Here is a 26,068-nt window from a genome sequence, read left to right on the forward strand (position 1 = left end):
CCCCCTTCCCAAACGGGCCTAAATCCGCCATAAGCCGCCCCTTGAGGCGAATATCGTCCTGAATCCCCTGCTGGACGACATCCCGGCACCGGACACCAGGTCCCGATCTCTCCCCGAACCCCCGCGTCCATGAGGCCGCAATACGTTGAAACCCTTCGCCTTTTGGCGATATTATCGAAAGAGACCCGATGTCGATTACGGCTGAAAAGAAACAGGAACTGATCAAGAAATTTGCCATCAAGGCAGGTGATACAGGCTCCCCGGAAGTCCAGGTAGCGATCCTGACGGAACGCATCAACAACCTGACCGACCACTTCAAGACCAACAAAAAAGACAACCACTCCCGCCGCGGCTTGCTGACCATGGTCGCCACGCGCCGGAAGCTCCTTGACTATGTCAAAGGCAAAGATGACGCGCGTTACCAGACGCTCATCACGGAACTCGGCATCCGCCGCTAGGTCCGACAAAACAAGCCTGCCGGGCAATAGGGCCGCGGCGGGCTTTTCGTATGTGAAAAGAAAGAAACCGAAATGTTCAACAAACACTCCGTGTCGCTGGAATGGGCGGGACGCACGCTGACAATTGAGACGGGCCATGTGGCACGTCAGGCTGACGGCGCCGTTATGGTCACTTATGGGGACACCTCGGTCCTCGCGACCGCCTGCTTCGCCAAGTCGGCAAAGCCCGGCCAGGACTTCTTCCCCCTGACCGTCAACTATATGGAAAAATATTACGCTGCAGGCCGCATCCCAGGCGGCTTCTTCAAGCGTGAAGGTCGCCCGACCGAAAAAGAGACGCTGACCTCGCGCCTGATCGACCGTCCGATCCGCCCGCTCTTCGTCAAGGGCTTCAAGAACGAAGTCCAGGTCGTGCTGACCTGCATGTCCTACGATCTCGAGAATGATCCGGATATCCTCGGTATGATCGGCGCGTCCGCCGCGCTCGTCCTGTCCGGCGCCCCGTTCATGGGCCCCATCGGCGCTGCACGCGTTGGTTACAAGGATGGTGAGTACATCATCAACCCAACCATCGATGAGCTCGAAGAATCCGAACTCGACCTCGTCATGGCCGGCACAGCCGATGCCGTGATGATGGTGGAATCGGAAGCCTATGAATTGTCGGAAGACGTCATGCTCGGCGCTGTCATGGCTGGCCATGAAGCCATTCAGCCCATCATCGATGCAATCATCGATCTGGCCGAAAAAGCCGCCAAGGAGCCATTCGAGTTCGAAGCGGAAGACCATTCCAAGGAACTCTCGGCGATCCAGAAGCTCGTCGGCAAGGACCTGTCCAAGGCCTATTCATTGACCGAAAAGCTGGAACGCCAGTCGGCCGTGGGCGCTGCCCGCGACACCGCCAAAGCGGCCCTCGTCGGTTCCGAAGACGCACCGGGCGAAATGACCGCCGACACGTTCAAAGCCGCTTTCAAGGAAGCCGAAGCCAGTGTGGTTCGCGGTGACATCCTGAAAACCGGCAAGCGTATCGACGGACGTTCGCTCGATCAGGTCCGTCCGATCGAAGCCCTCGCCGGCTTCCTGCCACGTACGCACGGCTCGTCGCTGTTCACACGTGGTGAGACGCAGGCGATCTGCGTGACAACCCTCGGCACCAGCGATGACGAACAGTTCATCGACGGTCTCGGTGGCACGTCGAAGTCGAAATTCATGCTGCACTACAACTTCCCGCCCTATTCGGTCGGCGAAACAGGCCGCATGGGCGGCACCAACCGTCGCGAAACCGGACACGGCAAGCTTGCCTGGCGTGCGCTCCAGGCTGTCCTGCCTGACCATGCCGAGTTCCCGTACACGATCCGCCTCGTCTCCGAGATTACCGAGTCCAACGGCTCGTCCTCGATGGCAACCGTTTGTGGCTGTTCGCTCGCGATGATGGATGCCGGCGTGCCGATCACCCGTCCCGTGTCGGGCATCGCCATGGGCCTGATCAAGGAAGCCGACGGCATTGCCGTCCTTTCCGACATCCTCGGCGACGAAGACCACCTCGGCGACATGGACTTCAAGGTCGCAGGTACCGAAAAGGGCCTGACCTCGCTGCAGATGGACATCAAGATCGCTGGTATCACCAAGGACATCATGAAGACGGCGCTCGAGCAGGCCAAGGGTGGGCGCATGCACATTCTCGCCGAAATGGCGAAAGCCCTCGACACGTCCCGCGATGCCCTGTCGGAAAACGCACCTCAGATGGAAATCATGAAAGTGCCAACCGACAAGATCCGTGACGTCATCGGTTCCGGCGGCAAGGTCATCCGCGGCATCGTTGAAGAATCCGGTGCCAAGGTGAACATCGATGACGACGGCACGGTGCAGATTTCTGCCCTCGACCGCCCGGCCATCGAGAAAGCCATGAAGATGATCAAGGAGATCACCGCTGAAGCCGAGATCGGCGAAATCTATCAGGGCACGGTTGTTGGCCTGAAAGACTTCGGCATCTTCGTGAACTTCTTCGGTCCCAAGGATGGCCTGGTGCACGTGTCGCAAATGGCGAACGAGCGCATCGGTCACCCGAAGGAACTCGTCAAGGAAGGCGACAAGGTCTGGGTCAAGCTCATGGGCTTCGATGACCGTGGCAAGGTCCGCCTGTCGATGAAAGTCGTGGACCAGGCAACCGGCAAGCAGCTCGAAGGCGCAGCTGGCGAAGAATAGACTTACAGTTTCCTGTAAGTGACCGATCAGGGCCGTCCTTCGGGGCGGCCCTTTTTCTTTGCGAAAAGGCCCGGAACCAAAAGCGAAGAAAGATACACAATTCTGTATCCGGACTAAATTTCATTGACATGGAAGTGTCGCAAAAGTATTGTGACATTTATGTTACAGACACGTTACAGATTTATGTCATTGTCGGCGCTGGCCATTGCGGCGCTTACATTGCCAGCCGCGGCAGTCTCCACATGCGATCTCGCGGATGGACTTTCGCTGGATCCATCTGTCTTCAATCAGGAAGTCAGCGCCTGCTATGGCGGCCAGGGCGATTCGCAACAGGACGCCCGGCTTGAGCACCAGCTGATTGACGCCACCGACCGCGTCCGCGCCGACGAGAACAAAGCCGCGCTCGTGCCGCTGGCGTCGCTCGAACAGGCCGCCCGCATCCACGCCATGGACATGGCGGCCCGCAATTATGCCGGACATGCCGATCCCGAAGGCCGCAGTCATCTCGAACGCGTTCGCATGATTGACCGCACCGTGCTGATCGGCGCTGCGGGTGCCAACATTGCCATCGTCGAAGGCGAGCATGACGCCGACGCCCTGTTTGGCGCTCTCCGCCACGATCCCGTCAACGCAGACAACATGACCCGCAGCGCCTTCACGCACACAGGTATCGGTGTCGCGACGGGCAATGGCCGGACCTATATTGTCCAGCTCTTCGCGCGCGTCGACGGCCAGCTCCAGGCGCCCCTGCCCGTGCACATTTCCGGAAACGAGAACATCCGCGCGACCTTCGAGGACAAGCGCCTCCAACCCGTGGCCTGGCGCCTGACTTCACCTGAGGGTGACACGATCGCACGCGGCTACGGCTCGACAATGACCGGTTCGCTGCAGCCCGGCCAACAGGCCTACCTCACGCTGGACATTGCCCGCAACAATACCGAATTCGCGATACGCGGTCCGATTGTCACCGGCCAATAGCGGCAGCGCCGCACGACACAGTCACGGCCCGGTCCCTTCGCGGGGGCCGGGCTTTTACGTTGCAGCCTCTGACAGGACACGCGCAACCGCAGTAATGGACCGGGACACGTCGTCCTCATCTGTCCGCCAGCTCACCACACTGACACGCATCGCCCGAACACCGTTCCATGTCGTTCCCGAGAAAAACGCCTCTCCGCCAGCATTGGTCCGGCGAATGATCTCGTCCGTGAAGGCATCATTCTCCGCGTCGGTCGCACCGGCGCGCTCAAACCGGACAAGCCCCTGGTTCAGCACCGGCACATTCAGGGCGCGGGCACCCGGCAAGGCACCGAGGCCGCTCACGAGTTCCGCACAATATCGGCAGCAGCGCTCCACCAGGTCCGCCACACCGGCGCGGCCAAGTTCCCGCAGCGCCGCATAGACCGGAACCGCGCGCGCCCGGCGCGACAATTCAAAATTCCAGTCTGACGGATCCCGCACATCCGGGCTGGGCGACAGATAGGCCGCCCCCTTGGCAATCGCCGCACGGTGCGCGCTCGCATCGCGCACAAAGGCCATGCCGCAATCATACGGCACGTTCAGCCATTTGTGTCCGTCCGTCGCCCAGCTGTCGGCCAGGTCGATCCCATCCGTCAGTGCGCGATAGGCGGGCGACGTTCGCGCGAACAGCCCGAAGGCGCCATCGACATGCACCCAGGCGCCCGCCGCCTTCGCAATCGGGATCAACGTCGCAAAATCGTCGAACGTCCCGACATTGAGGTCCGCAGCATTGAGGCAGAGTATGGTCGGGCGCGCCGGACCCGACAGTTTGTCGGCAAGATCCTCGGCCAGCATGTTGCCGAATTCACCCGTGGCGACGCTTTCCATGTGCGCCTCGCCCATGCCGAGATAGCGCACGGCAGCGTCCACCGTGTTGTGACGGTTGGCACTCGTCAGGATGCGGATGGGTGGCGCGCCGTAAAGTCCGTCACGTCCAACATCCCAGCCCGCCTGCTCCAGTACGGCATGCCGGGCCACGGCCAGCGCCGTGACATGCGCGAGCTGGCAGCCTGTCGTAAACGCGAACGAACATTCCGGCGGCAGGCCGAACAGGTCCTTCAGCCACTCGCCGGTGATTTCCTCGATGATCGTCGTCGACGGCGCCACGGTAAACATGCCGGAATTCTGGTCCCACGCAGATACCAGCCAGTCGGCGGCCACCGCCGACGGCAGCGAACCCGCCATCACCCAGGCAAAGAACCGGCCGCCGGCATTGGCGTGCAGGCCGGGTCCTGCGCCGGCCGCAAGGGCGTCGATGATGTCGCCCGCGTCTGAGCCTGTTTCGGGCAAGGGGCCGCCCAGCGCGTCCCTGAGGGCATCTGCGGTGGCGCGCCCGCCCACCGGAGCCGTGTCCAGGCCGTCCAGCCACGTGCGGGCGTGGTGCATGGCGCGATCAAGCGGGTCGGTCATCACAATATCCTCCTGACAAAAGGATAGGCCATGGGCCGCGCCCGTGCCACCCGAAACGCGTGCGCACCCTCCTGCAAAGGAAGCAGCCCGATGGACAATTACTATTGGTGACAGGGCAGGTTTGCCGTTAAACCCACCCGCATGACGAAACGAAAATCTGCTTTCCTGATTGCCATGTCCGGCGGCTCCGGCTCCGGCAAGTCGACGCTCGCCGAAGCGCTGCTCGCACATCTTGGCCCCGGCCGCGCGGTGATGTTCGGCGAGGACGCCTATTACCATCCGATGAGCCATTATGGCGACTACACAACCGAGGCAGAGCGCCAGGCCATCATCGCCGGCGTCAACTATGACGATCCCATCTCCAAGGAAGTCGACCATCTGGTGCGCGACCTGAAGGCACTGAAAGCCGGTCAGGGCGTCGACCAGCCGATCTATGACTATGATCGCCATGATCGCAGCGACAAGACACGCCGCATCGAACCGGCCCCGATCCTCCTGCTAGAAGGCATCCACGCGCTGTCCATGCCGAAGATCAAGTCGCTGATCGACCTCTCGGTCTATGTCGACACGCCCGACGACCTGCGCCTCGCGCGCCGTATCCGGCGTGACGTGATCGATCGTGGCCGCAGCGTCGACAGCGTATTGCAGCAATACTTGTCCACCGTGCGTGCGGCCCATTACCGCTGGACCCACCCCGCCAAATTCGAAGCCAAGCTGGTGATCGCCGACGAAGGCCTGCCGGCCTATGGCAATGTCCGCCCGAACGACGAAGCCATCGAACGCATGGTCGCGCCGGTGCTGGAACGCCTGCGCTCGGTCGGTGTGCTCGACGACCGGCCCCGGGGCTGAGCCTCAGCCAGCGCTGCACAAAAAGGCTGGGCGCATCCGCGCTGGCTCGCTAGGCTTTCTCCCATGAGGCGAAACCTGTCAAAATGGCTGGTGCTCCTGAGCATTGGCGCCCTTGCAAGCAGCGCAGCCCTTGCCTGCGACCTGCGCCTGTCGGCGCGCGGCGACACAACCGCCGACTATGTCGAGACAGTACGCCCTTGCCTCCGCCAGCTGCCCGCCGGCTACAAGTTCGACACGAAGATGGAAGCGGCCTTCCTCGACCGCATCAATGTCGAGCGCACCACGCGCGGCCTGCAGCCACTGGCCTTGCGCCGCGAACTCCTTGCGCCCGCGCGGTTCCAGAGCCTCGACATGGCGGCCAACCATTTCTTCGATCATCAAAGCCTGGATGGCCGCTCCCCCTCCGACCGCGTCACGGCGCTTGACCGGCGCGCCCTGATCCAGCGCTCCGCCGAAAACCTGGCCATGCTGGAAATCGTCCGGGGGCGTTACAATTTCTCCAAAAGCCTGCCCCAACTGCACGAAAACCTGATGAACAGCCCCGGCCATCGCGCCAACATCCTCAATCCGGACCTCACCCATGTCGCCATCGGCGTCGTGGTCACCAAGACCGGCGTCTGGGCAACGCAGGTTTTCCTCAACCTGTCCGGCACGCTCAGCGAGGATGTGCCGCTGCGCATGACGGCCGGCCAGTCGCTCAGGGCGCGCCCGCGCATCCGCGACTGGACCTTTCGTCATTTCGAGGCCGAGATTGGCAAGGACCAGTTCGCCCCCTTCCGCCACACGGCGCGGGGCGCCGTCGTTCCGGAGGGCCTGTCAGGCGATGTGGACCTTGCCGCCTTCAGCATCCAGATGGGCGAGCGCAAGGACATGATCTATTCGATCCGCCTCGTCGGCCCGGCCATCACGATCCAATAGGCGCGGTCAGAAAAACCCGGCAATCTCGTCCAGCGGTTTCTTGATCAGGGCATGCCGGGGCACCATTGCATCGTCGGCTGGATGGCCCGCCACCAGGATCAGGAAGGGCTTTTCCGTTGCCGGGCGTCCGCACAGGCCATTCAGGAATGTCATCGGGTTGGGCGTATGCACCAGCGTTGCAAGGCCCGCCATGTGGCAGGCCGAGATCAGCATCCCGGTCGCGATGCCGACGCTCTCATGAATATAGTAATTCTTGCGATCCTCGCTTGTCCGGACACCGCCGCGTCGCTGCGCAAAGATGCAGATCAGCCAGGGCGCGATCTCCATGTACGGCTTGTCCGCATCGGTGCCGATCGGCGCCAGCGCCTCCAGCCATTCAGCGCTCGCCTTGCCGGAATAGAATTCGCGCTCCTCGGCCTCGGCGGCCTCACGTATCTCGCGTTTCTTCTCCGGCGAGCCGACGCAGGCGAAATACCAGGGCTGGTGATTGGCGCCGGACGGCGCAGAGCCAGCCGTCAGCACGCAATGCTCAATAACCTCACGCGCCACCGGCCTGTCTGAAAACGCACGCACGGACCGGCGCGACAGCATGGCAGTATGAAACGCGGCCGCCCGCGCCTGCATCTCCGCCATCGGATAGGTCGGAAAATCCGGCAGCGGAACGTGCGTCTCGTCACGCGTCTTCATGCTTGCCTCCGCCCCTAGTCCTCCGACATGTCCGGCACGCCGACAGCGTGATAGCCGGCATCGACATGGATCACTTCGCCAGCGATCGACCGGCCGAGCGGCGAGAGCAGGTACAGCGCGCAACCGGCAACGCCTTCCATGCTCGTGTCTTCCTTCAGCAGCGACCAGTCGCGCCCGGTGCCCATCAGGCTCTTGCCGCCGCGAATGCCTGCCAGCGACAGGGTGCGCATCGCGCCCGCCGAGATCGCGTTGACGCGGATTCCCTGCGGCCCGAGATCGCGTGCCGCATAGCGGGTCGCCGCTTCCAGCGCCGCCTTGGCCACGCCCATCACGTTATATGACGGCACGGTGCGCTCGGCGCCGAGATAGGTCATGCACATGATCGATCCGCCATCCGGCATCAGCGCGGCCGCCCGGCGCGAGGAATCGATGAAGCTGAACACGGAAATATCCATGGCGCGGCGGAAGCCCTCGCGCGTCGTGTTCTCGACCATCGAGCCCTGCAGCTCGTCCTTGCCGGCAAAGGCGATGGAATGAACGAGGAAGTCGATCTTGCCCCATTTATCTTTAACCTGCTCGAAGGCCGCATCCATGCTGGCATCGTCGGTCACGTCCGCCGGGATCATCGTATCCATGCCGATGCTCTCGACCAGCGGGCGCACGCGGCGCTCAAGGCTTTCACCCTGATAGGTGAACGCGATCTCGGCGCCCTGCGCGGCGAGCTGCTTGGAGATGCCCCAGGCAATCGAGTTCTGGTTGGCAACACCCATCACAATGCCGCGCTTGCCCTTCATCAGGTCACCAGCGGGCAGGTTCCAGTCTTCGGCCATGCGGGCCTCCTCCTATTATGCGTTTTTCTGCTCAACGGGCTAGGCAGCACCTCGCCAAACGTCAAGCACCGTCAGCCTCAGGTGGCGACGTTCTTCAGGCCAACCTTCATGTCGAGCGCCGTATAGACATGCTCGTCGTCGACATAGACGCGGCCATCAGCGATGCCGAGATTCAGTTTGCCGCGGCGCACGCGCCGGATGTCGATGACATACCGCACCAGCTTCTTGTCGGGCGTGATCTCTCCGGTGAACTTCACTTCGCCAACGCCCAGCGCGCGGCCCTTGCCGGGGCTGCCAGACCAGCCGAGCCAGTAGCCAACGGCCTGCCACATCGCATCGAGGCCGAGGCAGCCGGGCATCACCGGGTCGCCCGGGAAGTGGCACGCGAAGAACCAGAGGTCCGGCGTGATATCGAGTTCGCCAATCACGCTGCCCTTGCCATACGCGCCGCCATCCATGGTGATCTCGGTGATCCGGTCCATCATAAGCATGGGCGGGATGGGCAGTTGCGCATTCCCGGGGCCGAAATAGCCGCCTTTGCCGGATTCCAGCAGGTCAGCTTTGGAATAGCTGGATTTCGGGGTGTGAAAATCATGCGGTCCGGACATTGGCGAACTCTCCTGAGATTGGACGTAAGCGCCTAACCACAGTGACGGGCGCGGCTTGTCAACCGCCTGACCCATCCGGATTCACAGACCTGTCTCGCCGGTATCGGCGCCCCACAGCGCCGCGCGGCGCACCCAGCCATTGAAACCCTGGACTTTGACGGCACACCAATCGACGCGGCACTCGCCGAGTTCCACCAGCACGCCCGTCTCCAGTGACGCCACTTCAGCGCTCGTCGGATTCGGCGATTCATGGATCGTGGTCGCCGACTGCACCATCGCCGCTGCGCCGGGCTCCAGCATGCGCGCATGGACCCAGACCTCGTCGCCCGACGGATCACGCACCCGCCGCCAGTCGCGGGTTTCCTTTATGATCAGCAGGGGCAGGCCCTTGCGTTCATAGCGCCAGACCACCGACTGCTCACGGCTGGGGCCCGAACGGCCATTCACGGCCGCATATTTCAATGTCTCGAAGCGCGGTACGGCCTTGCCGGAAAACTGGCTGATGCGCGTCACCTGCAGCCCCTCGGCCGCGGCAGAGGCGCACAGCAGGAAAGTTCCCGAAATGACAGAAAGTGCCCATTTCATGTTCAGATGGCCTGACGTTACGTTAAGGGAACCACCTTCTCACACGCAGATGAATCGTCTGTAAAACAACAGGCGTTGGCGTTCGCGCATCGCTCTGCTAAGCCCGATGGGAGACATGCAGAGGGGCCACATGCCTACCAAGAAACTGAAGATCGTCGTGACCCGGAAGCTGCCAGCCGCTGTCGAGCTGCGCATGAAGGAATTGTTCGATACAAGCCTCAATCAGGACGATCATGCCTTTACCCATGAAGAACTCGTCGCCGCCGTCCAGACGGCCGACGTGCTCGTTCCGACCGTAACCGACCGGATTGACAGTCGCGTCCTGGCACGCGCCGGAGACCAGCTGCGCCTGATCGCCCAGTTCGGGGCTGGCGTCGACAATATCGACGTCCAGAGCGCTGTTCAGCGCGGCATCACCGTCACCAATACGCCCGGCGTCCTGACGGATGACACTGCCGACGTCGCGATGGCTTTGATCCTCGCCGTGCCGCGCCGCCTGCACGAAGGTGCGCTGGTCATGGATCAGGGCCGCTTCGATGGCTGGACCCCGACCTGGATGATGGGTCGCCGCCTCGCCGGCAAGCGGCTCGGCATCATCGGCATGGGCCGGATTGGCCAGGCTGTCGCCCGCCGCGCCAAGGCCTTCGGCCTGCAGATTCACTATCATAACCGCAAGCCCGTCAGCCCGCGCACCGAGGAATTGCTCGAAGCCACCTATTGGGACAGTCTCGACCAGATGCTCGCGCGCATGGACATCGTTTCGATCAACTGCCCGCACACACCCGCCACGTTCCACCTGATGAACGCGCGCCGTATCGAACTGATGAAACCGGAATCCTACCTCATCAACACAGCCCGCGGTGAAGTCATCGACGAGGCTGCCCTCGCCCGCGCCCTGAAGGCGGGCAAGATCGCCGGCGCCGGACTCGACGTGTTCGAGCGCGAGCCTGCCGTGAACGAGGAATTGCTCGGCCTGCCGAATGTCCTCCTGCTGCCGCACATGGGCTCGGCCACGATCGAGGGCCGTACCGAAATGGGCGAGAAGGTCATCATCAATATCAAGACATTCGCCGACGGCCACCGCCCGCCAGACCGCGTCATCCCGGCGATTCTCTAGCCGCGCAGCTTGAGCACAAGGCCGATCAGCGGCGTCATGAGCGCCACCAGCGCCCGCTCGAACGGGCCCTTCGCAAACGTGCGGAAATAGCGCGCGAGACTCTCTGCCTTGTGGCCTTGCACCACGCCCGAAGGCACTCTGGACGTTGACCCGTAGTGCAATGCGCCGGCGAGCGGCTGGTAGATAACACTGCCGCCTGCTTCGACCACGCGGCGGCAAAGATCGACATCTTCGACATGCAGGAAGTAATTCTCGTCGAAACCACCCAGCTTGCGGAATGCCTTTCGCCCCATCAGGAAAAACGCACCCGACACAGCGCCCACCGGGATCGGTCCGGTCGGCGCCGGCTGGTCTTCCAGCGTCCATTTGCCAAGACCAAGAGCGCGCCACAGCGTCAGCGTGTTACGCCGGCACCCGCGTTCCTCATGGCCGCCCGTATCGAATATCTTGCCACCGACCAGCACCGGTTCCGGCTGCCCCTGCTGCGCCGCAAGCAGTGGCCCGACCGAACCGCGACGGATCACGGCGTCCGGATTGATCACCAGCAGGACCTCGCCCAGCGCGCTCGCAGCGCCCTGGTTTACGGCCGTTCCAAATCCCGGATTGTCCCCGGACCGGATCAGGCGCGCCTTGTCGGTTCGGGCCATGAAGCCATCAATCCAGGCTTCGGCGTCCGGCGGATTGCCATTATCGACCAGGATGATCTCGGAAATGTCCGGATCCGATTTCAGAGCGTACAGGCATTCGTGCAGGCGCGGGCCCGTCCGGTAGGACACGACAATTGCAGTGACCGTCGCCAATCCGCTCATATCGACGACCGGTTGCGCCGCGACAGGAGGATGATCGCGCAGGCGGCCAGGATCACGCTGGCCCAGAAGGAATCGTTCCAGACGTTGTAGGAAAAGCTGAACAGGCTGGCGACCACGCCGACAAGACCGGCAATCGCATAGCGCACGTCCGGCCGCAGGGATTGTGGCGTCGGCAAACGGAACGCAATGATGACCAGTGTCAGTCCCGCCAACACCGCCCCCACGACACCCGTTTCGGCCCAGATCTGCAGGGCCATATTATGCGGATGCCCCGGTACGACCGGATAGGCTGCCCAGAAGTCCGGCAATTGCGCCAGCCAGGCCGGATGGTCGGCATAGGTCTCACGCCAGGTCTTCGAAGCGGCAATCCCGTGCCCGAAGAAGGGCTTCTCGACGGCCTTGCCGATGACCACTTCCCACGACCAGGCCCGCGACTGGAACGATCCCGGCAGGCTGATCCCCATCTGGCGCATCAGGTTGATGGCAAAACCGATAAGCACAGGCGCCGAGGCGACATATCCCGCCATCAGGCAGATCAGCCAGCGATAGCCCGTGCGCGGTACCAGCCAGACAAGCGCCCAGGCCATCAGCATGAACACCACGCCGACCAGCGCCGATTGCGAATCAGCCCGCACGACGACCACGACGCTTGCCAGGATGATGCCGCCCGCCACCGCTTTCCAGCGCCATCCGGGACGCGCGGCGAGATAGGCGGCCAGGATCGGCAAGACCAGCATGAAGGCATTGGCATTGCGACCGATATTCTGGACACCCTTGGCCTGCTCCATCGGGTCCGGCCCGTAAATCATCGCGACGACCGCACCGCCGAAGACCGCGCTCGCGGCCACCAGCAGGCCCTGCACCGCGAACGCCCCCAGCATCACCCGCGTCGATATCTGGGCCGTGCCGGTCGCAATGCGCAGCGCCCCGGCCACGGCCAGCGAACCGAACAGCGCCGTCAGGACAATCCGCACGCTCGACGCGCGGATCGCGAAATTGCCTTCCAGCAGGTTGCCCGAAATCAGGCCGCGTGACGCCGGCGACCAGTTCTCGCTGATTGCAGCCCATCCGACGAAGGCCAGCGCCATCAGGGCATAGCTTGCCGGCGGCATTTTCGGCCGCGCCAAAGCCAGTGCCGGCAGCGCGGCAAGGGCCAGCAACGGGCCATACCCTTGCGCGCCGAGCAGCCCCATCACCGGCCAGAGCACGAACGCAGCTGCAAGGATGGGCGCGTAGGACATGGGTTTCACTCTGTCGCCAAGTCCCCGGCTTGTCACGGTGCGTCGCTCACTCGGCCCGCTTGAGATCAGGCGCCAGCGCTTCCTCGGCGAGGCTCACACAGGCCTCGTCCAGGCTGATCATCTGCTGTCCCTGGCTGCCCAGTCGGCGCAGCGCCAGCGTGCGCTCCTCCGCCTCACGGCCACCGACAACCGCAATGATCGGTACTTTCTGCACCGAATGCTCGCGCACCTTGTAATTGATCTTCTCGTTGCGCGTGTCGACCTCGACCCGCAGCCCCGCCTTGCGCAGGGCAGCCGCCGCCTCGTGGGCATAATCATTGGCCGCATCCGTAATCGCCGCCACGACGACATGCACAGGCGACAGCCAGAGCGGGAACGCCCCGGCATATTGCTCGATCAGGATGCCCATGAAGCGCTCGAACGTGCCGAACACGGCCCGGTGCAGCATGACCGGCCGGTGCTTGGCGCCGTCAGACCCCGTATACTCGGCATCGAGACGTTCCGGCAGCACATAGTCGAGCTGGAACGTGCCGCACTGCCATGTCCGGCCAATCGCATCCGTCAGGTGGAATTCGAGTTTCGGACCATAGAAGGCGCCTTCGCCCTCGGCGATTTCGAATGTCATGCCGGCCGCCGTCAGCGCATCCGACAGGGCTTTCTCGGCCCGGTCCCAAGTCTCGTCGGAACCCGCCCGCATCTCGGGCCGCGTCGCCAGCTTGTAGGAAATCTCCGACAGGCCAAAATCGCCGTACACGCGCTCGAAGAGTTTCAGGAAGCGCAGCGTCTCGTCGGCAATCTGGTCCTCGCGGCAGAAGATGTGCGCATCGTCCTGCGTCATCTGGCGCACGCGCATCAGGCCGTGCAGTGCGCCATGGGCCTCGTTGCGATGGCAGCAGCCGAATTCGGCCATGCGGATCGGCAGGTCACGATAAGAACGCTGCCCGTTCTTGAAGATCTGGACGTGGGCCGGGCAGTTCATCGGCTTCAGCGCCATCAGGTCGCTGTCGCCCGTCAGGATCGGCCCCTCGTCCTCGATGGACGGAATCTCGTCCGGCACGACAAACATGTTCTCGCGGAATTTCGACCAGTGGCCGGATTGTTCCCAGAACACCGAGTTGAGCAATTGCGGCGTCTTCACTTCGACATAGCCGTCCGCGTCCTGCTGGCGGCGGATATAGGCCTCCAGCTGGCGCCAGATCATGAAGCCTTTCGGATGCCAGAAGACAGACCCCTGCGCTTCCGGCTGGAAGTGGAACAGGTCCAGCGCCGCACCGACCTTGCGGTGGTCGCGCTTCTCGGCCTCTTCAAGCCGCACAAGATGGGCCTTGAGGTCCTTCTCATTCGCCCAGGCCGTGCCGTACATGCGTTGCAGCATCTCGTTCTTGGAATCGCCGCGCCAATAGGCCCCGGCCAGCTTCATCAGCTTGAACGCTTTCGGCAGCTTGCCCGTCGATGGCAGGTGCGGCCCGCGGCACAGGTCGAACCAGTCGCCCTGACGGTACAGCGTGATCGCCTCACCCGGCGGGATGATGTCGTCGATGATCCGGGCCTTGTAGTCCTCGCCAATCCGCTTGAACTCGGCGATGGCAGCGTCCTTCTCCCAGACTTCGCGGACGATCGGATAATCGGCATCGACAATCTCGCGCATCTTCGCTTCGATCTTGTCGAAATCCTCGGTCGAGAACGGCGCCTCGCGGGCAAAGTCGTAATAGAACCCGTCATCGATCACCGGGCCGATTGTCACCTGCGTGTCCGGGTAGAGCGCCTGCACGGCCTGCGCCAGCACGTGCGCGGCATCATGCCGGATCAGCTCGAGTCCTTCGGGGTCGTTCGGCGTCACGATTTCGACGCGGGCATCGCCGTCCAGCGGGCGTTTCAGGTCGCGCAATTCGCCGTCCACACGGGCGGCAATTGCCTTCTTGGCAAGGGAGTTCGAGATCGAACTGGCGACATCGAACGGGCTCGCGCCCTCTTCAAATTCGCGCACCGATCCATCGGGCAGGGATACGTTGATCATGTTTCAGTCTTCTTCAGCGGTCTGGCGCACGAGGCGCGGCAAGTCTTGTCCGGAAAGGCCTGCCTGCGGCGGTCTGCTTAACGCGAGTTCACCGAAAATCCCACCCCAATTACGGGGGCGATCTCATCAGGCCGGGCGGCCGGGTCGAAGGGAGTTTGCGGGGTACATGAGTCTCAGGTGCGCCACGGCGCCCTGCGGGGTGTCATGCACCCGGGCGGGTTCGCGTGGTCAGGCCGCTGATGGGCTGGATACGGTACGAACATGTCATGGCACCTATATCTCATCCCTCCGGGGGATTTTCAACCACCGGCGATGTCGGGCTCGGCCTGCCGCCGGATTTCCAGTCGCCATAGCGCCAGGGCTGCCAGGCCGGCACGTCGGGTTTTTGCGCCGGTGCAGGGTCATGGCCGAAACTGCCGCCGGGCCGGCACCGTATGAACCGGGCAAAGGCCATCCAGCCCCCCGCCCACCAGCCGTGGCGCGCCACGCATTCCGCGCCATATTCGCTGCAGCTCGGCTTGTGCTGGCAGCGCGCACCCGCCGCATAGAAGATCAGGGAAAAACTGGCCTTGTAGACACGGAGCAGCCCATAGGCGGCTTTTCGGCGTATCCCGGCCATCGTCAGCTCACAGTCGCGGGCGCAAGACCTCGGGCCACACGTGCCTGCTCAATCGCCGCCACAGCGGCCTCAAAGGCCAGCAGCGTCGATGTATGGCGCGGAGGATAGTCGGCAACCGCCTGGAGGTGGCGCAATTCCCAGAACCGGCCTTCCGGCGGCGGGCCATTTTCCTTGAGCATCGTCTTCATCGCGTCGCGCGCGGCAATCACCTCGCCCACGGATGCGCCCACAGCATACTCCGACAGGATCGCCGTGGCGGCCTGTCCCAGCGCGCAGGCCTTCGGATCCACCGCAATGGCCGCGATATGGTCGCCGCTTTCATCAAGGATGATCTCGACATTGACCGTCGATCCGCAGACGCGGGACACTTTCAGCACCGAGGCTTCGGCGCCCTCAAGGGTGCCGAGATGCGGAATGTTCGCCGCCAGTTCGAGGATACGGTTGTGATACAGGTCGCTCATCACCCGCAAAGATGGACCCGGCCCGCCATGATCGCAAGCTGCTGCGTCAGGTGCGGGCAAAAAGGAGCCATCCTCAACCGCTGGGAAGAGGATGGCCCTGAAGGAGATTGGGTGCATTGAAACGGGGGTTCTAAGTCCCGAGGCCCAATGCGTCTCATGCGCCGCCCGGCAGGGTCAATTTAACGATCAGACAGGAAACACCGGCAAAAAAAAGTCCCCCGACGAATCGGGGGACTGAGGTTATATGATTTCCGCGCGGCCCGTGGTTGATGACAACCGGACCCCGACGGGAGGTGGGAAAGCCTGCATAGGCGACAGACCGAAAGATCACGTTCGCACCGCCATGCGAATTTCGAGCAAATTTGACGCTTGCCTAGACCCGGCGCCAGGTCGAACCGGATGGCCCGTCCATGATCTCGATCCCTTCAGCGGCCAGTTCGTCCCGGATCCGGTCCGCTTCGGCCCAGTCGCGCGCCGCGCGCGCATCGATCCGCCCCTGCACCAGCGCATCGATCCGGGCATTTCCGCTCGCATCGACGCCCTGCTCCCATTCTTTCGGCGTATGGGTCAGCAGGCCCAGAAGCTCACCCGCTGCCAGCAGGTTCGTCCGGGCATTCGCCATCGCGTCAGGGTCCTTGTGGTCAGCCGCCATATTGGCCTCACCGGCAATGCGGGACAGTTCGGCCAGCGCCTCGGGCGTATTGAGATCATCGGACAACGCCCTCAGCACGCCCTTGTCACCCCCATGGCCCCCCTCTTCATCCCACACACGCCGCAACGCGCCGTACACCCGGTCAAGCGTGGTCTTGGCCTGCTTCAACAGGTCCTCGTTCCAGTCGAGCGGCGCGCGGTAATGCCCGCTCAGCATCGCAAAGCGCAGCACCTCGCCCGGCCAGGTTTCCAGCAGGTCATGGATCAGCACGACATTGCCGAGCGATTTCGACATCTTCTCCCCGCCCATGTCGAGGAAGCCATTGTGCATCCAGTAATTCGCCATCACTTCGCCATGCGCACATTCCGATTGCGCGATCTCGTTTTCGTGGTGCGGGAACTGCAGGTCGATGCCGCCGCCATGAATGTCGATAGTCTTGCCAAGATGCTTGGCGGCCATGGCCGAGCATTCGATATGCCAGCCAGGCCGGCCGCGGCCCCACGGGCTGTCCCAGATCGCATCTTCCGGTTCACCGGGCTTGGCGAATTTCCACAGCGCAAAATCAGCCGGATCGCGCTTGTCGGTGTCGACTTCAACCCGCGCTCCGGCTTCATTGTCCTCCGGCTTGCGGCCTGACAGCTTGCCATAGTCCGGCATCGCGCTGACCGAGAACCAGACGCCCTGCGCGCCGACATAGGCGTATTTCGTGCGCACCAGCTTCTCGATCATCTCGATCATTTCAGGCACATGCGCCGTCGCCCAGGGCTCTATCGTCGGCGGCGCGACGTTCAGCGCGGCCATGTCCTCGTTGTAGATGGCCGCAAACTTGTGGGTGATCGTTTCAATCGGCTCACCCGTCTCCAGGGCCGCCGCGATGATCTTGTCCTCGATATCGGTGATGTTGCGGGCATAGACGATGGCGTTTGCGCCATACTTGCTGGCCAGGACCCGTCGCAGCACATCGAACACGATCGGTGGGCGCGCATTGCCGATATGGGCATAATTATACACGGTCGGGCCGCAGACATAGAGCGTGATGCGGGCAGGATCTTGCGGTTCAAACACGCGTTTCGCGCGTTTTGCGGTGTCATGGATACGAAGAGTCATGGAATTTCGGGCTCGAACGAGGAAAAAGGAAATGAATTTGCCCTATTGAGAGGGCGAGATGCCCTAATGGGCGCTAGTTGTCTTAACAACAACAGCCTTTTGGCAATCTGCAGGCGCGCCGGTTCATATCCATGAGGGCGCAATATCACCCGGCCCGGTGCCGGGCAATAAAATTTACGACGTCCATTTACTCGGCGTCACCGTAGAATTCTCTGGAAACGGCGCAGCCCCGCGCCTATCTTCCCAACTATCGCCCTGAGGGTATCAACTCGGGCGGGCGTTAAGTCCGGGCAGGGGGCCATCCGGTTTCCCAGACCAAGCCTCGGCTCGACCTCCGTCCCTCAGTCGAAGGACACTTAACCATGGCCATGGATGCCATCACTCCCAAGAACGAAACGTCTCGCGGAGAACCCTTGGTTCGCCCCACTGTGCAAGAGGCAGAAGAAGCCGTGCGCACGCTCATTGCATGGGCAGGTGACGATCCACGCCGCGAAGGCCTGCTCGACACGCCCAAGCGTGTCGTCAATGCCTACAAGGAGTGGTTTGCGGGCTATGACGAAGATCCCGTGAAATACCTGTCACGGACGTTCGAAGACGTTCAGGGCTATGACGACATCGTCATCCTGCGCAATATCGACGTCGAGAGCCATTGTGAGCACCACATGGCACCCTTCATCGGCAAGGCCTATGTCGCTTACAAGCCATCGGCGGCCGTGGTTGGCATTTCCAAGCTGGCCCGCGTGGTCGAAATCTTTGCCAAGCGCCTCCAGACACAGGAAACGATGACCGCACAGATCTGCGATGCGATCACTGACAGCCTCGCGCCAATGGGCACCGCCGTCCTGATCGAAGCCGTGCACGAGTGCATGTCGACCCGGGGCGTCCACCACAAGGACGTCACCACGATCACGACCCAGTTTACCGGCGTGTTCAAATCTGACGCCGACCTGCGCAACCGCTTCCTGCGGGTCGCCAACCAATAGGCTGGGCGACAGCGCGGGAGGCCTCGCCTCTCTCCAACATTCTCCTCACCTCCTTTCGCCGCGCGACGGGAGGTGAGGGATAACGTGTCCACCCCCTGCCATACGGGGCGTAGAATGCGCCGCGATGTATTCCCTCCTCACGCCCCTGCCCGGCCTGCCCTGGTACCTGTTGCCGATCTGGCCGCTGGTCTTCTGGCGCATCCAGCGCCTGAAAGCATGGTTCCGCGAAGTCGGCGGCCCCGGCTCGCAAATGCTCTGGGGTGTCGCTTGGAATGGCCGCGTCGTAATCATCCAGCTCTCGGATGACCTGTCCGGGCATCATCCGGGCTGTTTCCGTGCACCTGTATCTCACCGGCTGGGTCGGGCCCTCTCAGGTGAAGACCCGCTTTCCCCTCTCGTCCGCTCACCCCGGCGAAGGCCGGGGCCCAGAGCCACACAGGCCGGACTTGAGGCACTGAGTCCCGGCTTTCGCCGGGAAGAGCGGGACTTGGGAGTGATCCCCGACACCTGACCCGCACCTCACCCACAGGACACCCTCACCCCACCCCCCAAGCGCCCTCACAGGCGCCGCCTGCGCAGGCTCAGACGTGAAACTGAAGCAGGCGTTCGTAAATCGCGAGCGCCTCTTTTTCGATATCCGCGGCCGCGCCGCTCAATTCCGGCAAAGGTCCGGGGGCCGCGCCAAAGCGCGTGGATGTCCAGACCGCATCATACCAATGCGGCGCCCACGCGCCGTCTTCAGGTTTCGGACCCGGCGTCCAGTCCAGCATGCCCTCATCCCAGGGAAGATCCAGCGCCGCGCAGAGCCGCATCAGGACAGCGCGAGGATCGGCAAGGATGCGATCTGAATCGACCACAGGCGGCATCTTCCCCGTCCGTGCCCGCATCTCATCGAACAGGCGCGCCTGTTGCGGAAACCCGATCGCTTCCAGGCTCATATCGTCCATCTTCTTTCTGTAGGACGCGATCACGCGGGCCGGGTGCCGTATCAGGAAGGCATGGTCACATTGCGTCGCCCATTCGAGCGGAAAGTCCGGCATCATGTGATGCGTCATCTGCTTCTGGTATTGCACCGTCTTGCCATCCGGCAGCGGCGCCAACAGCCGCTCCGATACACGACGCGGATCATCGGACTGGCTCGCCAGGATCTCGGCCTGCATCGGATGTGTCTCGCCGGCTGCAACCAGCCACGCCGCATAGAATGGCTCGTCCAGCGCCGTACAATCGGCCCGCGCACCAAAGCACCGCATCATCGTCGTCGACATGTTGCGCGGGCCAGACCACATGGCGATACGCCGGACCGCACTCATGAAATCGGCGTCAGGCTCTTGGCGGCCAGTTGCTTGTAAAGCCCGCTGACACGCTGGCTCACCGGCCCGCCGACATGTTCGATCGTCCGCCCGTCCAATTCCCGCACCGGCGTCAGCCCGGCAAACGTGCCCGTGATGAAAGCTTCGTCCGCCGAGTAAACATCGAACAGGGAGAAGCGCTTCTCGAACACCGGAATCCCCGCCTCGCGGCAGACCCGGATAATATTCCCGCGCGTGATGCCGCCAAGGCAGTAATCCGGCGGGCTGGTCCAGACTTCGCCGTCCCGCACGATGAAGAAATGGGTCGAGTTGCAGGTGGCGACGAAGCCGGCGGCATCAAGCATCAGCGCTTCGTCGGCCCCCGCCTTGTCGGCCTGGATACAGGCGAGGATACAGTTGAGCTTCGAATGCGAATTCAGTTTCTGGTCCTGCTCGGCCGGACCCGTCCGGCGCTGGTGCACGGTAAACAGGGTCACGCCCTTGGCGACGATGTCAGGCACTGGCGTCTTGTATTCCGGGATGATCACGATGGTCGGCTTGCCGATCGTAAAGCGCGGCCCCTGGTATGGCGTCTTCTTGATGCCGCGCGTCACCATCAGCCGGATGTGCACGCCATCCGTCATGCCATTGGCCTTCAGGCAGTCCATCAGGCGCGCGGTCAGCTCGTCCTTGGTCAGGCCGATATCCATGTCGATCGTCTTCGCGCCGGCATAGAGTCGTTTGAGATGTTCCGGCAGGAAAGCGACCCCGCCATTCGAAACGCGCATACCTTCCCAGACGCCGTCACCAAGGATGTAGCCGCTGTCGAAGACGGACACGACCGCTTCGTCGCGATGTTTCATCTCGCCATTCACCGAGATCAGCACCTCGGCGTTTCTCGGGTCGGCCACATAGTCATGAACCCCGTGGGCTTCTTCCTCGATCACGCATGGTCTCCAAACGGTTGGTCGAGCCATTCCACAATATCGGCCACCACGGAGTCCGTCCCCGGCTCGTCCAGGATCCAGTGCGCATTGTCGGGATATTCGAAAAAGTCCCCCGGCACCGGCGCGCGCGCATATTTCTCGCCCACCTTGCGCACGGCGCGCGCCAGTGTGGCGCGATCATGCGACGCAGCGATCGTCAGGGTCGGAACAGTGACGAGGCCTTCATCGACCTCGATACCGTCGGTCAGGTCGCCATACACCTTGCCGGAATCAAACCGGGCCCGCGCATAGATATCGTCATGCCGCCGCCTCGGAACGCGATTCAGGACACCGAACCGGAAACCCGACCGCCAGACCTTGTAGGCGCGCTTGCGGTCGCGCGTCAGGAGGATGTTCAGGAACGTATAGGCGACCGAAAGGCTGACTTCAGAACAGTCTATCGGCTGGGCCGGCGTCAGGAACACGGCCTGTGAGACCAGGCCTCGCTCCGCCAGGCATTGCGCAATCAGCCCGCCCATCGAATGCCCGATCACAGCAGGCTTGGCGCCGGTATCATTCGCAATCTTGCGAGCCGCTTCCGCCATCGCGGCGACATAGTCATCAAAGCCAAGGTTGGAGAGCGTCGCTGGTGGATTGTCGAGGGTCCGCTGGTCGGGAAACAGGGTTGGCCCGACGCAGGCCCAGCCAGCCGCTTCAAATCCGGGTCGCATCCGGTCCCAGGCGTCGCCGCCGCACCCGATTCCGTGAATCATCAATAGCGTCTTGGCCATACAGCTCTCCCTCAGCCCTGCGCGGTCTTGCCACCCTGCACAGGTTCGGTCCAGCGCTGGAACCGCTCGGCCACCTCGGAATAGACGAGCCGCTTGAACGGCACAACCAGTCCGGGGGTCTCCTCGAGCGGCGCCCAGCGCCAGGCATCGAATTCAGGTGTGTGCCGGTCGAGCCGCACATCGCTGTCAGACCCCTTGAAGCGGAACGCAAACCATTTCTGGCGCTGCCCGATATAGGGGCCCGGCAAACGCTTCTTCAGGTCGGGCGGGAAATCATAATACAGCCAGTCATCGGTCTCCTCGAGCACATCGACGAGTTTCTCGGGAACCCCGATTTCCTCTTCCAGCTCGCGAAGGGCGCCCTCGCGCGCAGACTCGCCCTTGTCGACGCCGCCCTGCGGCATCTGCCACTGGAAGGCACCGCGACCATTGATCCTGCGCCCGATGAAAACATGGCCGGCCTTCGAAAAGAGGGCGAGCCCGACATTCGGCCGGTACCGTTCAGGGTCTATAATTGAGGCTTTCACCCGGCAGGTTTTACAGGAGCCGGTGCAATGCTGCCAGTGCGGACTCGGTCTCCGTCGACCAATTCTGCCGGCGTCGTGCCCACAAGGGCCGACACGGGTGCCAACAGGATACCCTTCTGGTCGAGTTCGCTGGTCCAGATCTTCGCCATCTCGATGGTGATCGGGAAGGCATAGCCCGCGCCCATGGCAGCGCCTTTTTCCTTGGCGAGCGTTTCCAGCTCGAGCAGTTCCAAATTGATATCGTCCGCTGTCAGCTTGGTATCGATGGGAGAGGATGCCTTGACATACCGTACGCGCGTTTCATCAGCCACCGCGTCGAAACTTGCGTCCTCGAGGCTGCCATCCTCGACCAGCGCAACGCCACGCTTGCTCAAGGCTTCAAGCACGGGACGCACGGCATCCGCATCGCCCGAGAATTTCGCGCCCTGGTAATTGATCACGCCGAAATAGCCTGATGCCCGTCCGAGCAATGTATTGAGGCGCGACACATTCACGTCAGCGCGCCGTCCGGCCAACAGGGTCTGCGGGTGCATCTTCATGCGACCATAGTCGTAATTTTCCATCGGCAGCTCGATCAGCACTTCATGGCCCGACGCGCGGGCGCGATCGATCCAGTATTGCAGGCGCTGGGCGTCCGGTGCGAAGGACAGTGTCACCTCAGGCGGCAATTCCTCAATCGCTGATTTCGTGTGCGTGGCATTGATGCCGAGGCCGCCGACCACAAGCGCCACGACCGGCTGCTGGCCCGGATTCGCGAACGGACGCGCATAGGCTTCTGCAGGGGCCCGGCCGTCCACAGCGATGCGCGGCAGGCGCACGCCATTGATGGTTTCCGACATGCCGGAGATCGGCACTGAGCCAAGCGAAACGATCGCCGTGACTTCGCCATAGGATTCGCCCGGCTTCACGAGCTTGCCATTGATGCGCACGCCCACATTGGCGGCGTCGGCAACCGGATCATCCGAAGGGCCACCGGTTCCGGTCGCTTCTGACCCGTCGGCATAATCGACCCCGAGGCTCGGCTCATCGCCGCTGTCGACCTCGGCATAGCCATCATCGTCCAGGGTGGCGGCCATGACCGTATCCGACGCATCCGTCTTCAGCCGAGACTTGAGCTCGGGCTTGGCGTCGTCAACTGTTTCGAACAAGGCAAGCTGCTGGCGCGGGCCAGCTGCGGACGGGTCACCAGAAAACTGGATACCGACGCCGAGAGCTCCCGCCACACCGCCAAACACCAGCAGGCTCAGGCCTGCGTGGACAATTCCGGTGCGAAGGGGAGACGGTTCAACGTCTCTCCGGTACGGCATGCGGCGACCTCATGTGATCAACAAGTGGAATCCTGAACAACCTAGAATGCGGCAATCTGGTTAACAGGTTGCAAACAGACCTTAACCTGCGCGGCGAAATGCACTGGCAGTGACAGTGCCTTCGTTCAACATCTGAACAGCTCGTTCCAGTTGGAAGTCCTCGCCCTTGTAGTCTTCAGGCGGCTGCTCGTCGGGCATCGTCATTTCGTGGCGTTTCTCACCGTCTTCATTGGCCAGGGCATGCGGCAGGTCAGCTTCCGACCAGCGCTTGATCTTGGCCAGCTCTTCCTCGGTCAGGCGCGCCTGGGCGATCTCGATATCCGGATCGATACCCAGCGCCTGGATCGAGCGGCCGGACGGCGTGTAATAGCGCGCTGTCGTCAGGCGAATGGCACCGCGATCCGCGCCAAGCGGAATGACGGTCTGGACCGACCCCTTGCCGAAGCTGGTGGTGCCTATGATCGTTGCGCGGCCCCGGTCCTTCAGGGCGCCGGCAACAATTTCCGATGCAGACGCAGACCCGCCATTGATCAGGACGACGATTGGCACGCCCTTGAAGACTTCACCCGTGCGGGCGTTGTAGCGTTCGATATCAGATTCCCGACGACCTTGCGTCGAGACGACTTCACCGCCCGACAGGAACATGTCGGACACTGACACGGCCTGATCCAGCAATCCGCCGCCATTGTTGCGCAGGTCGACAATCAGGCCTTTCGGACGACCGCCGGTCGCCTTGGAAATACCTTCAATCCCCTCTTCGAGCAGCAGGGTCGTGCGTTCGTTGAAGCTGGATATCCGCAGATAGCCGACATCGTTCTTCTGCATCTTCCAGGTGACCGACTTCTGTTCGATCACTTCGCGTGTCAGCGTCACGTCGAACGGATCTTCGCCGACGCGCAGGATGGTGATCAGGATGTCCGTGCCCTTGTCGCCGCGCATCTCCTTGACGGCGTCGTTCAGGGTCTGGCCGATGATCGGCTTGCCATTGATCGCGGTGATCAGGTCACCGCTCTGGATGCCTGCGCGGCTGGCTGGCGTATTGTCCATCGGCGAGATGACTTTGACGAAACCGTCTTCCATCGTCACTTCAATGCCAAGACCGCCATATTCGCCCGAGGTCTGCACCTGCATCGAGCGGAAATCGTCGGGGTTCAGATAGCCCGAATGCGGGTCCAGCGAGGTCAGCATGCCATTGATGGCCGCTTCCATTGCGGCGCTCTCGTCAACTTCGACCACATAGTCCTGACGGGCACGTGCGAGGATTTCGGCGAACAGCTCCAGCTGCTGGTATGTCACCATGCGCGGATCGGCAGGCTTTTCCTGGGGCCACGCCAAGGCGGAAAACCCGACCGCTGCGCCACCCAGCACAATTCCGAGTGCGGCACCTGTCAGCAGTGAACGCATATTCCAATCCTCCGTCATTCGTGACCTCTATTTGCCACTCGGCAACCACTGTGCCGGATTCATCACCTTGTCGCCAAGCCTTAATTCCATATTGAGCTGCGGAGGCGGGTCTGAACGGTCCGGCATGCGCCCAACTGGCTCTTTCGCCGACACTGTCTGGCCTTCGGTGACATAGATCCGGCTCATGCCGGTAAGAATAACATGGTATCCGTCGCTTGTGCGCAAAATTAACATTGATCCATAGCTGCGAAATGGTCGCGCATACTCGACAGTACCGTCGATCGGCGCCACCACTTGGGCAGCCTGCCGGGTTGAAAACGTGATCCATTCCGTCTTGCCGCCCGTCGGCATCTTGTCACCAAAACCATACACGACATTGCCGGCCGTCGGCTGCACCAATCCGCCCAGAGCGGCCTTGCCGAGCGGGCGAGAGACCGGCGTGCGGCGCACAGTCGAAGCAGGTGGTTTTGTCCGCGAGGACGATGTGGAGGCCGAGGCCAGCTTCGGCCGCAGGGTGGGCTTCATCCCGGGCGCTGTCGGCGCATCCGACTCGAGTGCCGCCAGCAGGTCGCGCAGTGTTTTCGCCTCGCGGCCCAGCGTATCGGCCCGCGCGCGCAATACATCGATGTCCCCGGCAATATCCTCGAAACTGCCGCGCTTGGCCGCTGCAAGCCGCTCGATCTCAACCCGCTTCAGTGCCAGCGTGGCTTCGGCCGCCTCGAGCTGCGCGCGTTCGCCCCGTATCTGGCGCTCGAGCAGGTTGAGTTCGTCGATCTCGCCTGACAGCTCGTCTGCGCGCGCCGCCAGTCGCGGTGTCGTCTGGCTCATCAGGATCGCCCGGCGCACGGCTGTGTTCGCCTTGCCGGGCGAAACGATCAGCGCCGGCGGCTTGCGGCGGTTCGAGGCCGCAAGTGCCGCCAGCAGGTCTTCCAGCGCCTGGCGATCCACAAGCAGGCTTTCCTGCGCGACCGCGCGGCGCGTGCCGAGATCGATCAACGCCTTTTCGGATGCGGCAGCCTGTTCTTCCCGGCGGCGCGATTCCATCGCGGCAGAAATCAGCTTGCTGTCGATCTGGCGAAGGTCCGTTTCGGTCTCCTCACCGGCGGCCTGCAATGCCTCCATCCGGGTCACGGCGGCCTGGCGCTCGGCTTCCAGCGCCTCGAGTTCTTCGCGCGTGAACGTGCTCGGTGCCGCCGCGATCAGCGCGAAGGCAGCACATGACAAAAGAAGCGGGCGCAGGAGAGGTCGCATGAC

Annotated in this window: 26 protein-coding genes; 8 read left to right on the forward strand and 18 right to left on the reverse strand. The window is 62.7% G+C overall.

Going from position 1 to position 26,068, the window contains the following annotated elements; translation table 11 throughout:
* The first annotated feature begins 188 nt into the window (after positions 1-188).
* The 3 genes from rpsO to AADA04_RS05335 all read left to right on the forward strand — a co-directional run bounded on the left by rpsO (position 189) and on the right by AADA04_RS05335 (position 3,638).
* Entirely contained in the window at positions 189-458 is a 270-nt protein-coding gene (gene rpsO / locus AADA04_RS05325; RefSeq protein WP_340692209.1) for a 30S ribosomal protein S15, read from the forward strand.
* 72 nt (positions 459-530) lie between these two features.
* Complete coding sequence (pnp, locus tag AADA04_RS05330) at positions 531-2,660, forward strand: polyribonucleotide nucleotidyltransferase (protein WP_340692210.1); 2,130 nt, start codon at positions 531-533, stop codon at positions 2,658-2,660.
* Between the two features lie 219 nt (positions 2,661-2,879).
* Complete coding sequence (locus AADA04_RS05335) at positions 2,880-3,638, forward strand: CAP domain-containing protein (protein ID WP_340692211.1); 759 nt, start codon at positions 2,880-2,882, stop codon at positions 3,636-3,638.
* Positions 3,639-3,692: 54 nt separating this feature from the next.
* Here AADA04_RS05335 and AADA04_RS05340 read toward each other — a convergent pair whose 3' ends face one another.
* Positions 3,693-5,087, reverse strand: a complete 1,395-nt coding sequence (locus tag AADA04_RS05340; protein WP_340692212.1) for a pyridoxal-dependent decarboxylase — start codon at positions 5,085-5,087, stop codon at positions 3,693-3,695.
* 141 nt (positions 5,088-5,228) lie between these two features.
* Here AADA04_RS05340 and udk point away from each other — a divergent pair, with 141 nt between their 5' ends.
* Both udk and AADA04_RS05350 read left to right on the forward strand, forming a co-directional pair.
* Positions 5,229-5,936: a uridine kinase gene (gene udk / locus AADA04_RS05345; protein WP_340692213.1), complete on the forward strand. Its 708-nt coding sequence runs from the start codon at positions 5,229-5,231 to the stop codon at positions 5,934-5,936.
* A 63-nt stretch (positions 5,937-5,999) separates the two neighbouring features.
* On the forward strand, positions 6,000-6,854 hold the full coding sequence (locus AADA04_RS05350) for a CAP domain-containing protein (RefSeq protein ID WP_340692214.1): 855 nt from the start codon (positions 6,000-6,002) through the stop codon (positions 6,852-6,854).
* Between the two features lie 6 nt (positions 6,855-6,860).
* Here AADA04_RS05350 and AADA04_RS05355 read toward each other — a convergent pair whose 3' ends face one another.
* From AADA04_RS05355 to AADA04_RS05370, 4 genes are all read right to left on the reverse strand, one after another.
* Positions 6,861-7,541 (reverse strand): nitroreductase family protein, encoded by a 681-nt coding sequence (locus tag AADA04_RS05355; RefSeq protein WP_340692215.1) that lies wholly within the window; start codon positions 7,539-7,541, stop codon positions 6,861-6,863.
* A 14-nt stretch (positions 7,542-7,555) separates the two neighbouring features.
* Positions 7,556-8,371: an enoyl-ACP reductase gene (locus AADA04_RS05360; protein WP_340692216.1), complete on the reverse strand. Its 816-nt coding sequence runs from the start codon at positions 8,369-8,371 to the stop codon at positions 7,556-7,558.
* Positions 8,372-8,448: 77 nt separating this feature from the next.
* Positions 8,449-8,979, reverse strand: a complete 531-nt coding sequence (gene fabA, locus AADA04_RS05365) for a bifunctional 3-hydroxydecanoyl-ACP dehydratase/trans-2-decenoyl-ACP isomerase (protein ID WP_340692217.1) — start codon at positions 8,977-8,979, stop codon at positions 8,449-8,451.
* 81 nt (positions 8,980-9,060) lie between these two features.
* Positions 9,061-9,564, reverse strand: coding sequence for an SH3 domain-containing protein (locus tag AADA04_RS05370; RefSeq protein ID WP_340692218.1), 504 nt, complete (start codon positions 9,562-9,564; stop codon positions 9,061-9,063).
* Between the two features lie 130 nt (positions 9,565-9,694).
* Between AADA04_RS05370 and AADA04_RS05375 the strand changes: the two genes are divergently transcribed.
* Positions 9,695-10,681 (forward strand): D-glycerate dehydrogenase, encoded by a 987-nt coding sequence (locus AADA04_RS05375; protein WP_340692219.1) that lies wholly within the window; start codon positions 9,695-9,697, stop codon positions 10,679-10,681.
* On the opposite strand, the gene AADA04_RS05380 is transcribed toward AADA04_RS05375, so the two are convergent.
* The 6 genes from AADA04_RS05380 to cysS form a co-directional block, all read right to left on the reverse strand.
* Complete coding sequence (locus AADA04_RS05380; protein ID WP_340692220.1) at positions 10,678-11,490, reverse strand: glycosyltransferase family 2 protein; 813 nt, start codon at positions 11,488-11,490, stop codon at positions 10,678-10,680. The genes AADA04_RS05375 and AADA04_RS05380 overlap by 4 nt on opposite strands.
* The gene (locus AADA04_RS05385; protein WP_340692221.1) at positions 11,487-12,731 is read right to left on the reverse strand and encodes an O-antigen ligase family protein; all 1,245 of its coding nucleotides are present in this window, start codon (positions 12,729-12,731) and stop codon (positions 11,487-11,489) included. The genes AADA04_RS05380 and AADA04_RS05385 overlap by 4 nt, the downstream gene beginning before the upstream one ends.
* A 46-nt stretch (positions 12,732-12,777) precedes the next feature.
* On the reverse strand, positions 12,778-14,748 hold the full coding sequence (gene thrS, locus AADA04_RS05390; RefSeq protein ID WP_340692222.1) for a threonine--tRNA ligase: 1,971 nt from the start codon (positions 14,746-14,748) through the stop codon (positions 12,778-12,780).
* Between the two features lie 280 nt (positions 14,749-15,028).
* Positions 15,029-15,367: a membrane protein insertion efficiency factor YidD gene (yidD, locus tag AADA04_RS05395; RefSeq protein WP_340692223.1), complete on the reverse strand. Its 339-nt coding sequence runs from the start codon at positions 15,365-15,367 to the stop codon at positions 15,029-15,031.
* A gap of 2 nt (positions 15,368-15,369) precedes the next feature.
* Positions 15,370-15,828: an iron-sulfur cluster assembly scaffold protein gene (locus AADA04_RS05400; protein ID WP_340692224.1), complete on the reverse strand. Its 459-nt coding sequence runs from the start codon at positions 15,826-15,828 to the stop codon at positions 15,370-15,372.
* 373 nt (positions 15,829-16,201) lie between these two features.
* The gene (gene cysS, locus AADA04_RS05405) at positions 16,202-17,587 is read right to left on the reverse strand and encodes a cysteine--tRNA ligase (RefSeq protein WP_340692225.1); all 1,386 of its coding nucleotides are present in this window, start codon (positions 17,585-17,587) and stop codon (positions 16,202-16,204) included.
* A gap of 362 nt (positions 17,588-17,949) precedes the next feature.
* Here cysS and folE point away from each other — a divergent pair, with 362 nt between their 5' ends.
* A complete protein-coding gene (folE, locus tag AADA04_RS05410; RefSeq protein WP_340692226.1) occupies positions 17,950-18,570 on the forward strand; it encodes a GTP cyclohydrolase I FolE in 621 nt (206 codons plus the stop codon).
* A 124-nt stretch (positions 18,571-18,694) separates the two neighbouring features.
* On the forward strand, positions 18,695-19,081 hold the full coding sequence (locus AADA04_RS05415) for a hypothetical protein (protein WP_340692227.1): 387 nt from the start codon (positions 18,695-18,697) through the stop codon (positions 19,079-19,081).
* A 70-nt stretch (positions 19,082-19,151) separates the two neighbouring features.
* Here the strand turns inward: AADA04_RS05415 and AADA04_RS05420 are convergent, their stop codons facing one another.
* From AADA04_RS05420 to AADA04_RS05450, 7 genes are all read right to left on the reverse strand, one after another.
* Positions 19,152-19,880: an HAD family hydrolase gene (locus tag AADA04_RS05420; RefSeq protein WP_340692228.1), complete on the reverse strand. Its 729-nt coding sequence runs from the start codon at positions 19,878-19,880 to the stop codon at positions 19,152-19,154.
* On the reverse strand, positions 19,877-20,806 hold the full coding sequence (locus AADA04_RS05425; protein ID WP_340692229.1) for an aminotransferase class IV: 930 nt from the start codon (positions 20,804-20,806) through the stop codon (positions 19,877-19,879). Before AADA04_RS05425 ends, AADA04_RS05420 begins: the two co-directional genes overlap by 4 nt.
* Positions 20,803-21,576 (reverse strand): alpha/beta fold hydrolase, encoded by a 774-nt coding sequence (locus tag AADA04_RS05430; RefSeq protein WP_340692230.1) that lies wholly within the window; start codon positions 21,574-21,576, stop codon positions 20,803-20,805. The genes AADA04_RS05425 and AADA04_RS05430 overlap by 4 nt, the downstream gene beginning before the upstream one ends.
* 11 nt (positions 21,577-21,587) lie before the next feature.
* Positions 21,588-22,103: an RNA pyrophosphohydrolase gene (locus AADA04_RS05435; RefSeq protein WP_340692231.1), complete on the reverse strand. Its 516-nt coding sequence runs from the start codon at positions 22,101-22,103 to the stop codon at positions 21,588-21,590.
* Positions 22,100-23,410 (reverse strand): divergent polysaccharide deacetylase family protein, encoded by a 1,311-nt coding sequence (locus tag AADA04_RS05440; RefSeq protein WP_340692232.1) that lies wholly within the window; start codon positions 23,408-23,410, stop codon positions 22,100-22,102. The genes AADA04_RS05435 and AADA04_RS05440 overlap by 4 nt, the downstream gene beginning before the upstream one ends.
* 81 nt (positions 23,411-23,491) lie before the next feature.
* On the reverse strand, positions 23,492-24,814 hold the full coding sequence (locus tag AADA04_RS05445; protein WP_340692233.1) for a S41 family peptidase: 1,323 nt from the start codon (positions 24,812-24,814) through the stop codon (positions 23,492-23,494).
* A 27-nt stretch (positions 24,815-24,841) separates the two neighbouring features.
* Complete coding sequence (locus AADA04_RS05450) at positions 24,842-26,065, reverse strand: peptidoglycan DD-metalloendopeptidase family protein (protein ID WP_340692234.1); 1,224 nt, start codon at positions 26,063-26,065, stop codon at positions 24,842-24,844.
* Positions 26,066-26,068 lie beyond the last annotated feature (3 nt).

This window comes from Hyphomonas sp. (genome assembly GCF_037969335.1).
Taxonomy (GTDB): Bacteria; Pseudomonadota; Alphaproteobacteria; order Caulobacterales; family Hyphomonadaceae; genus Hyphomonas.

Excerpts from the sequence above, each read along its gene's own strand:
- rpsO (WP_340692209.1), top strand. The coding sequence starts at position 189 with ATGTCGATTACGGCTGAAAAGAAACAGGAACTGATCAAGAAATTTGCC.
- pnp (WP_340692210.1), top strand. The coding sequence starts at position 531 with ATGTTCAACAAACACTCCGTGTCGCTGGAATGGGCGGGACGCACGCTG.
- AADA04_RS05340 (WP_340692212.1), bottom strand. The coding sequence starts at position 5,087 with ATGACCGACCCGCTTGATCGCGCCATGCACCACGCCCGCACGTGGCTG.
- udk (WP_340692213.1), top strand. The coding sequence starts at position 5,229 with ATGACGAAACGAAAATCTGCTTTCCTGATTGCCATGTCCGGCGGCTCC.
- AADA04_RS05350 (WP_340692214.1), top strand. The coding sequence starts at position 6,000 with ATGAGGCGAAACCTGTCAAAATGGCTGGTGCTCCTGAGCATTGGCGCC.
- AADA04_RS05355 (WP_340692215.1), bottom strand. The coding sequence starts at position 7,541 with ATGAAGACGCGTGACGAGACGCACGTTCCGCTGCCGGATTTTCCGACC.
- AADA04_RS05360 (WP_340692216.1), bottom strand. The coding sequence starts at position 8,371 with ATGGCCGAAGACTGGAACCTGCCCGCTGGTGACCTGATGAAGGGCAAG.
- fabA (WP_340692217.1), bottom strand. The coding sequence starts at position 8,979 with ATGTCCGGACCGCATGATTTTCACACCCCGAAATCCAGCTATTCCAAA.
- AADA04_RS05370 (WP_340692218.1), bottom strand. The coding sequence starts at position 9,564 with ATGAAATGGGCACTTTCTGTCATTTCGGGAACTTTCCTGCTGTGCGCC.
- AADA04_RS05375 (WP_340692219.1), top strand. The coding sequence starts at position 9,695 with ATGCCTACCAAGAAACTGAAGATCGTCGTGACCCGGAAGCTGCCAGCC.
- AADA04_RS05380 (WP_340692220.1), bottom strand. The coding sequence starts at position 11,490 with ATGAGCGGATTGGCGACGGTCACTGCAATTGTCGTGTCCTACCGGACG.
- AADA04_RS05385 (WP_340692221.1), bottom strand. The coding sequence starts at position 12,731 with ATGTCCTACGCGCCCATCCTTGCAGCTGCGTTCGTGCTCTGGCCGGTG.
- thrS (WP_340692222.1), bottom strand. The coding sequence starts at position 14,748 with ATGATCAACGTATCCCTGCCCGATGGATCGGTGCGCGAATTTGAAGAG.
- yidD (WP_340692223.1), bottom strand. The coding sequence starts at position 15,367 with ATGGCCGGGATACGCCGAAAAGCCGCCTATGGGCTGCTCCGTGTCTAC.
- AADA04_RS05400 (WP_340692224.1), bottom strand. The coding sequence starts at position 15,828 with ATGAGCGACCTGTATCACAACCGTATCCTCGAACTGGCGGCGAACATT.
- cysS (WP_340692225.1), bottom strand. The coding sequence starts at position 17,587 with ATGACTCTTCGTATCCATGACACCGCAAAACGCGCGAAACGCGTGTTT.
- folE (WP_340692226.1), top strand. The coding sequence starts at position 17,950 with ATGGCCATGGATGCCATCACTCCCAAGAACGAAACGTCTCGCGGAGAA.
- AADA04_RS05415 (WP_340692227.1), top strand. The coding sequence starts at position 18,695 with ATGTATTCCCTCCTCACGCCCCTGCCCGGCCTGCCCTGGTACCTGTTG.
- AADA04_RS05420 (WP_340692228.1), bottom strand. The coding sequence starts at position 19,880 with ATGAGTGCGGTCCGGCGTATCGCCATGTGGTCTGGCCCGCGCAACATG.
- AADA04_RS05430 (WP_340692230.1), bottom strand. The coding sequence starts at position 21,576 with ATGGCCAAGACGCTATTGATGATTCACGGAATCGGGTGCGGCGGCGAC.
- AADA04_RS05440 (WP_340692232.1), bottom strand. The coding sequence starts at position 23,410 with ATGCCGTACCGGAGAGACGTTGAACCGTCTCCCCTTCGCACCGGAATT.
- AADA04_RS05445 (WP_340692233.1), bottom strand. The coding sequence starts at position 24,814 with ATGCGTTCACTGCTGACAGGTGCCGCACTCGGAATTGTGCTGGGTGGC.
- AADA04_RS05450 (WP_340692234.1), bottom strand. The coding sequence starts at position 26,065 with ATGCGACCTCTCCTGCGCCCGCTTCTTTTGTCATGTGCTGCCTTCGCG.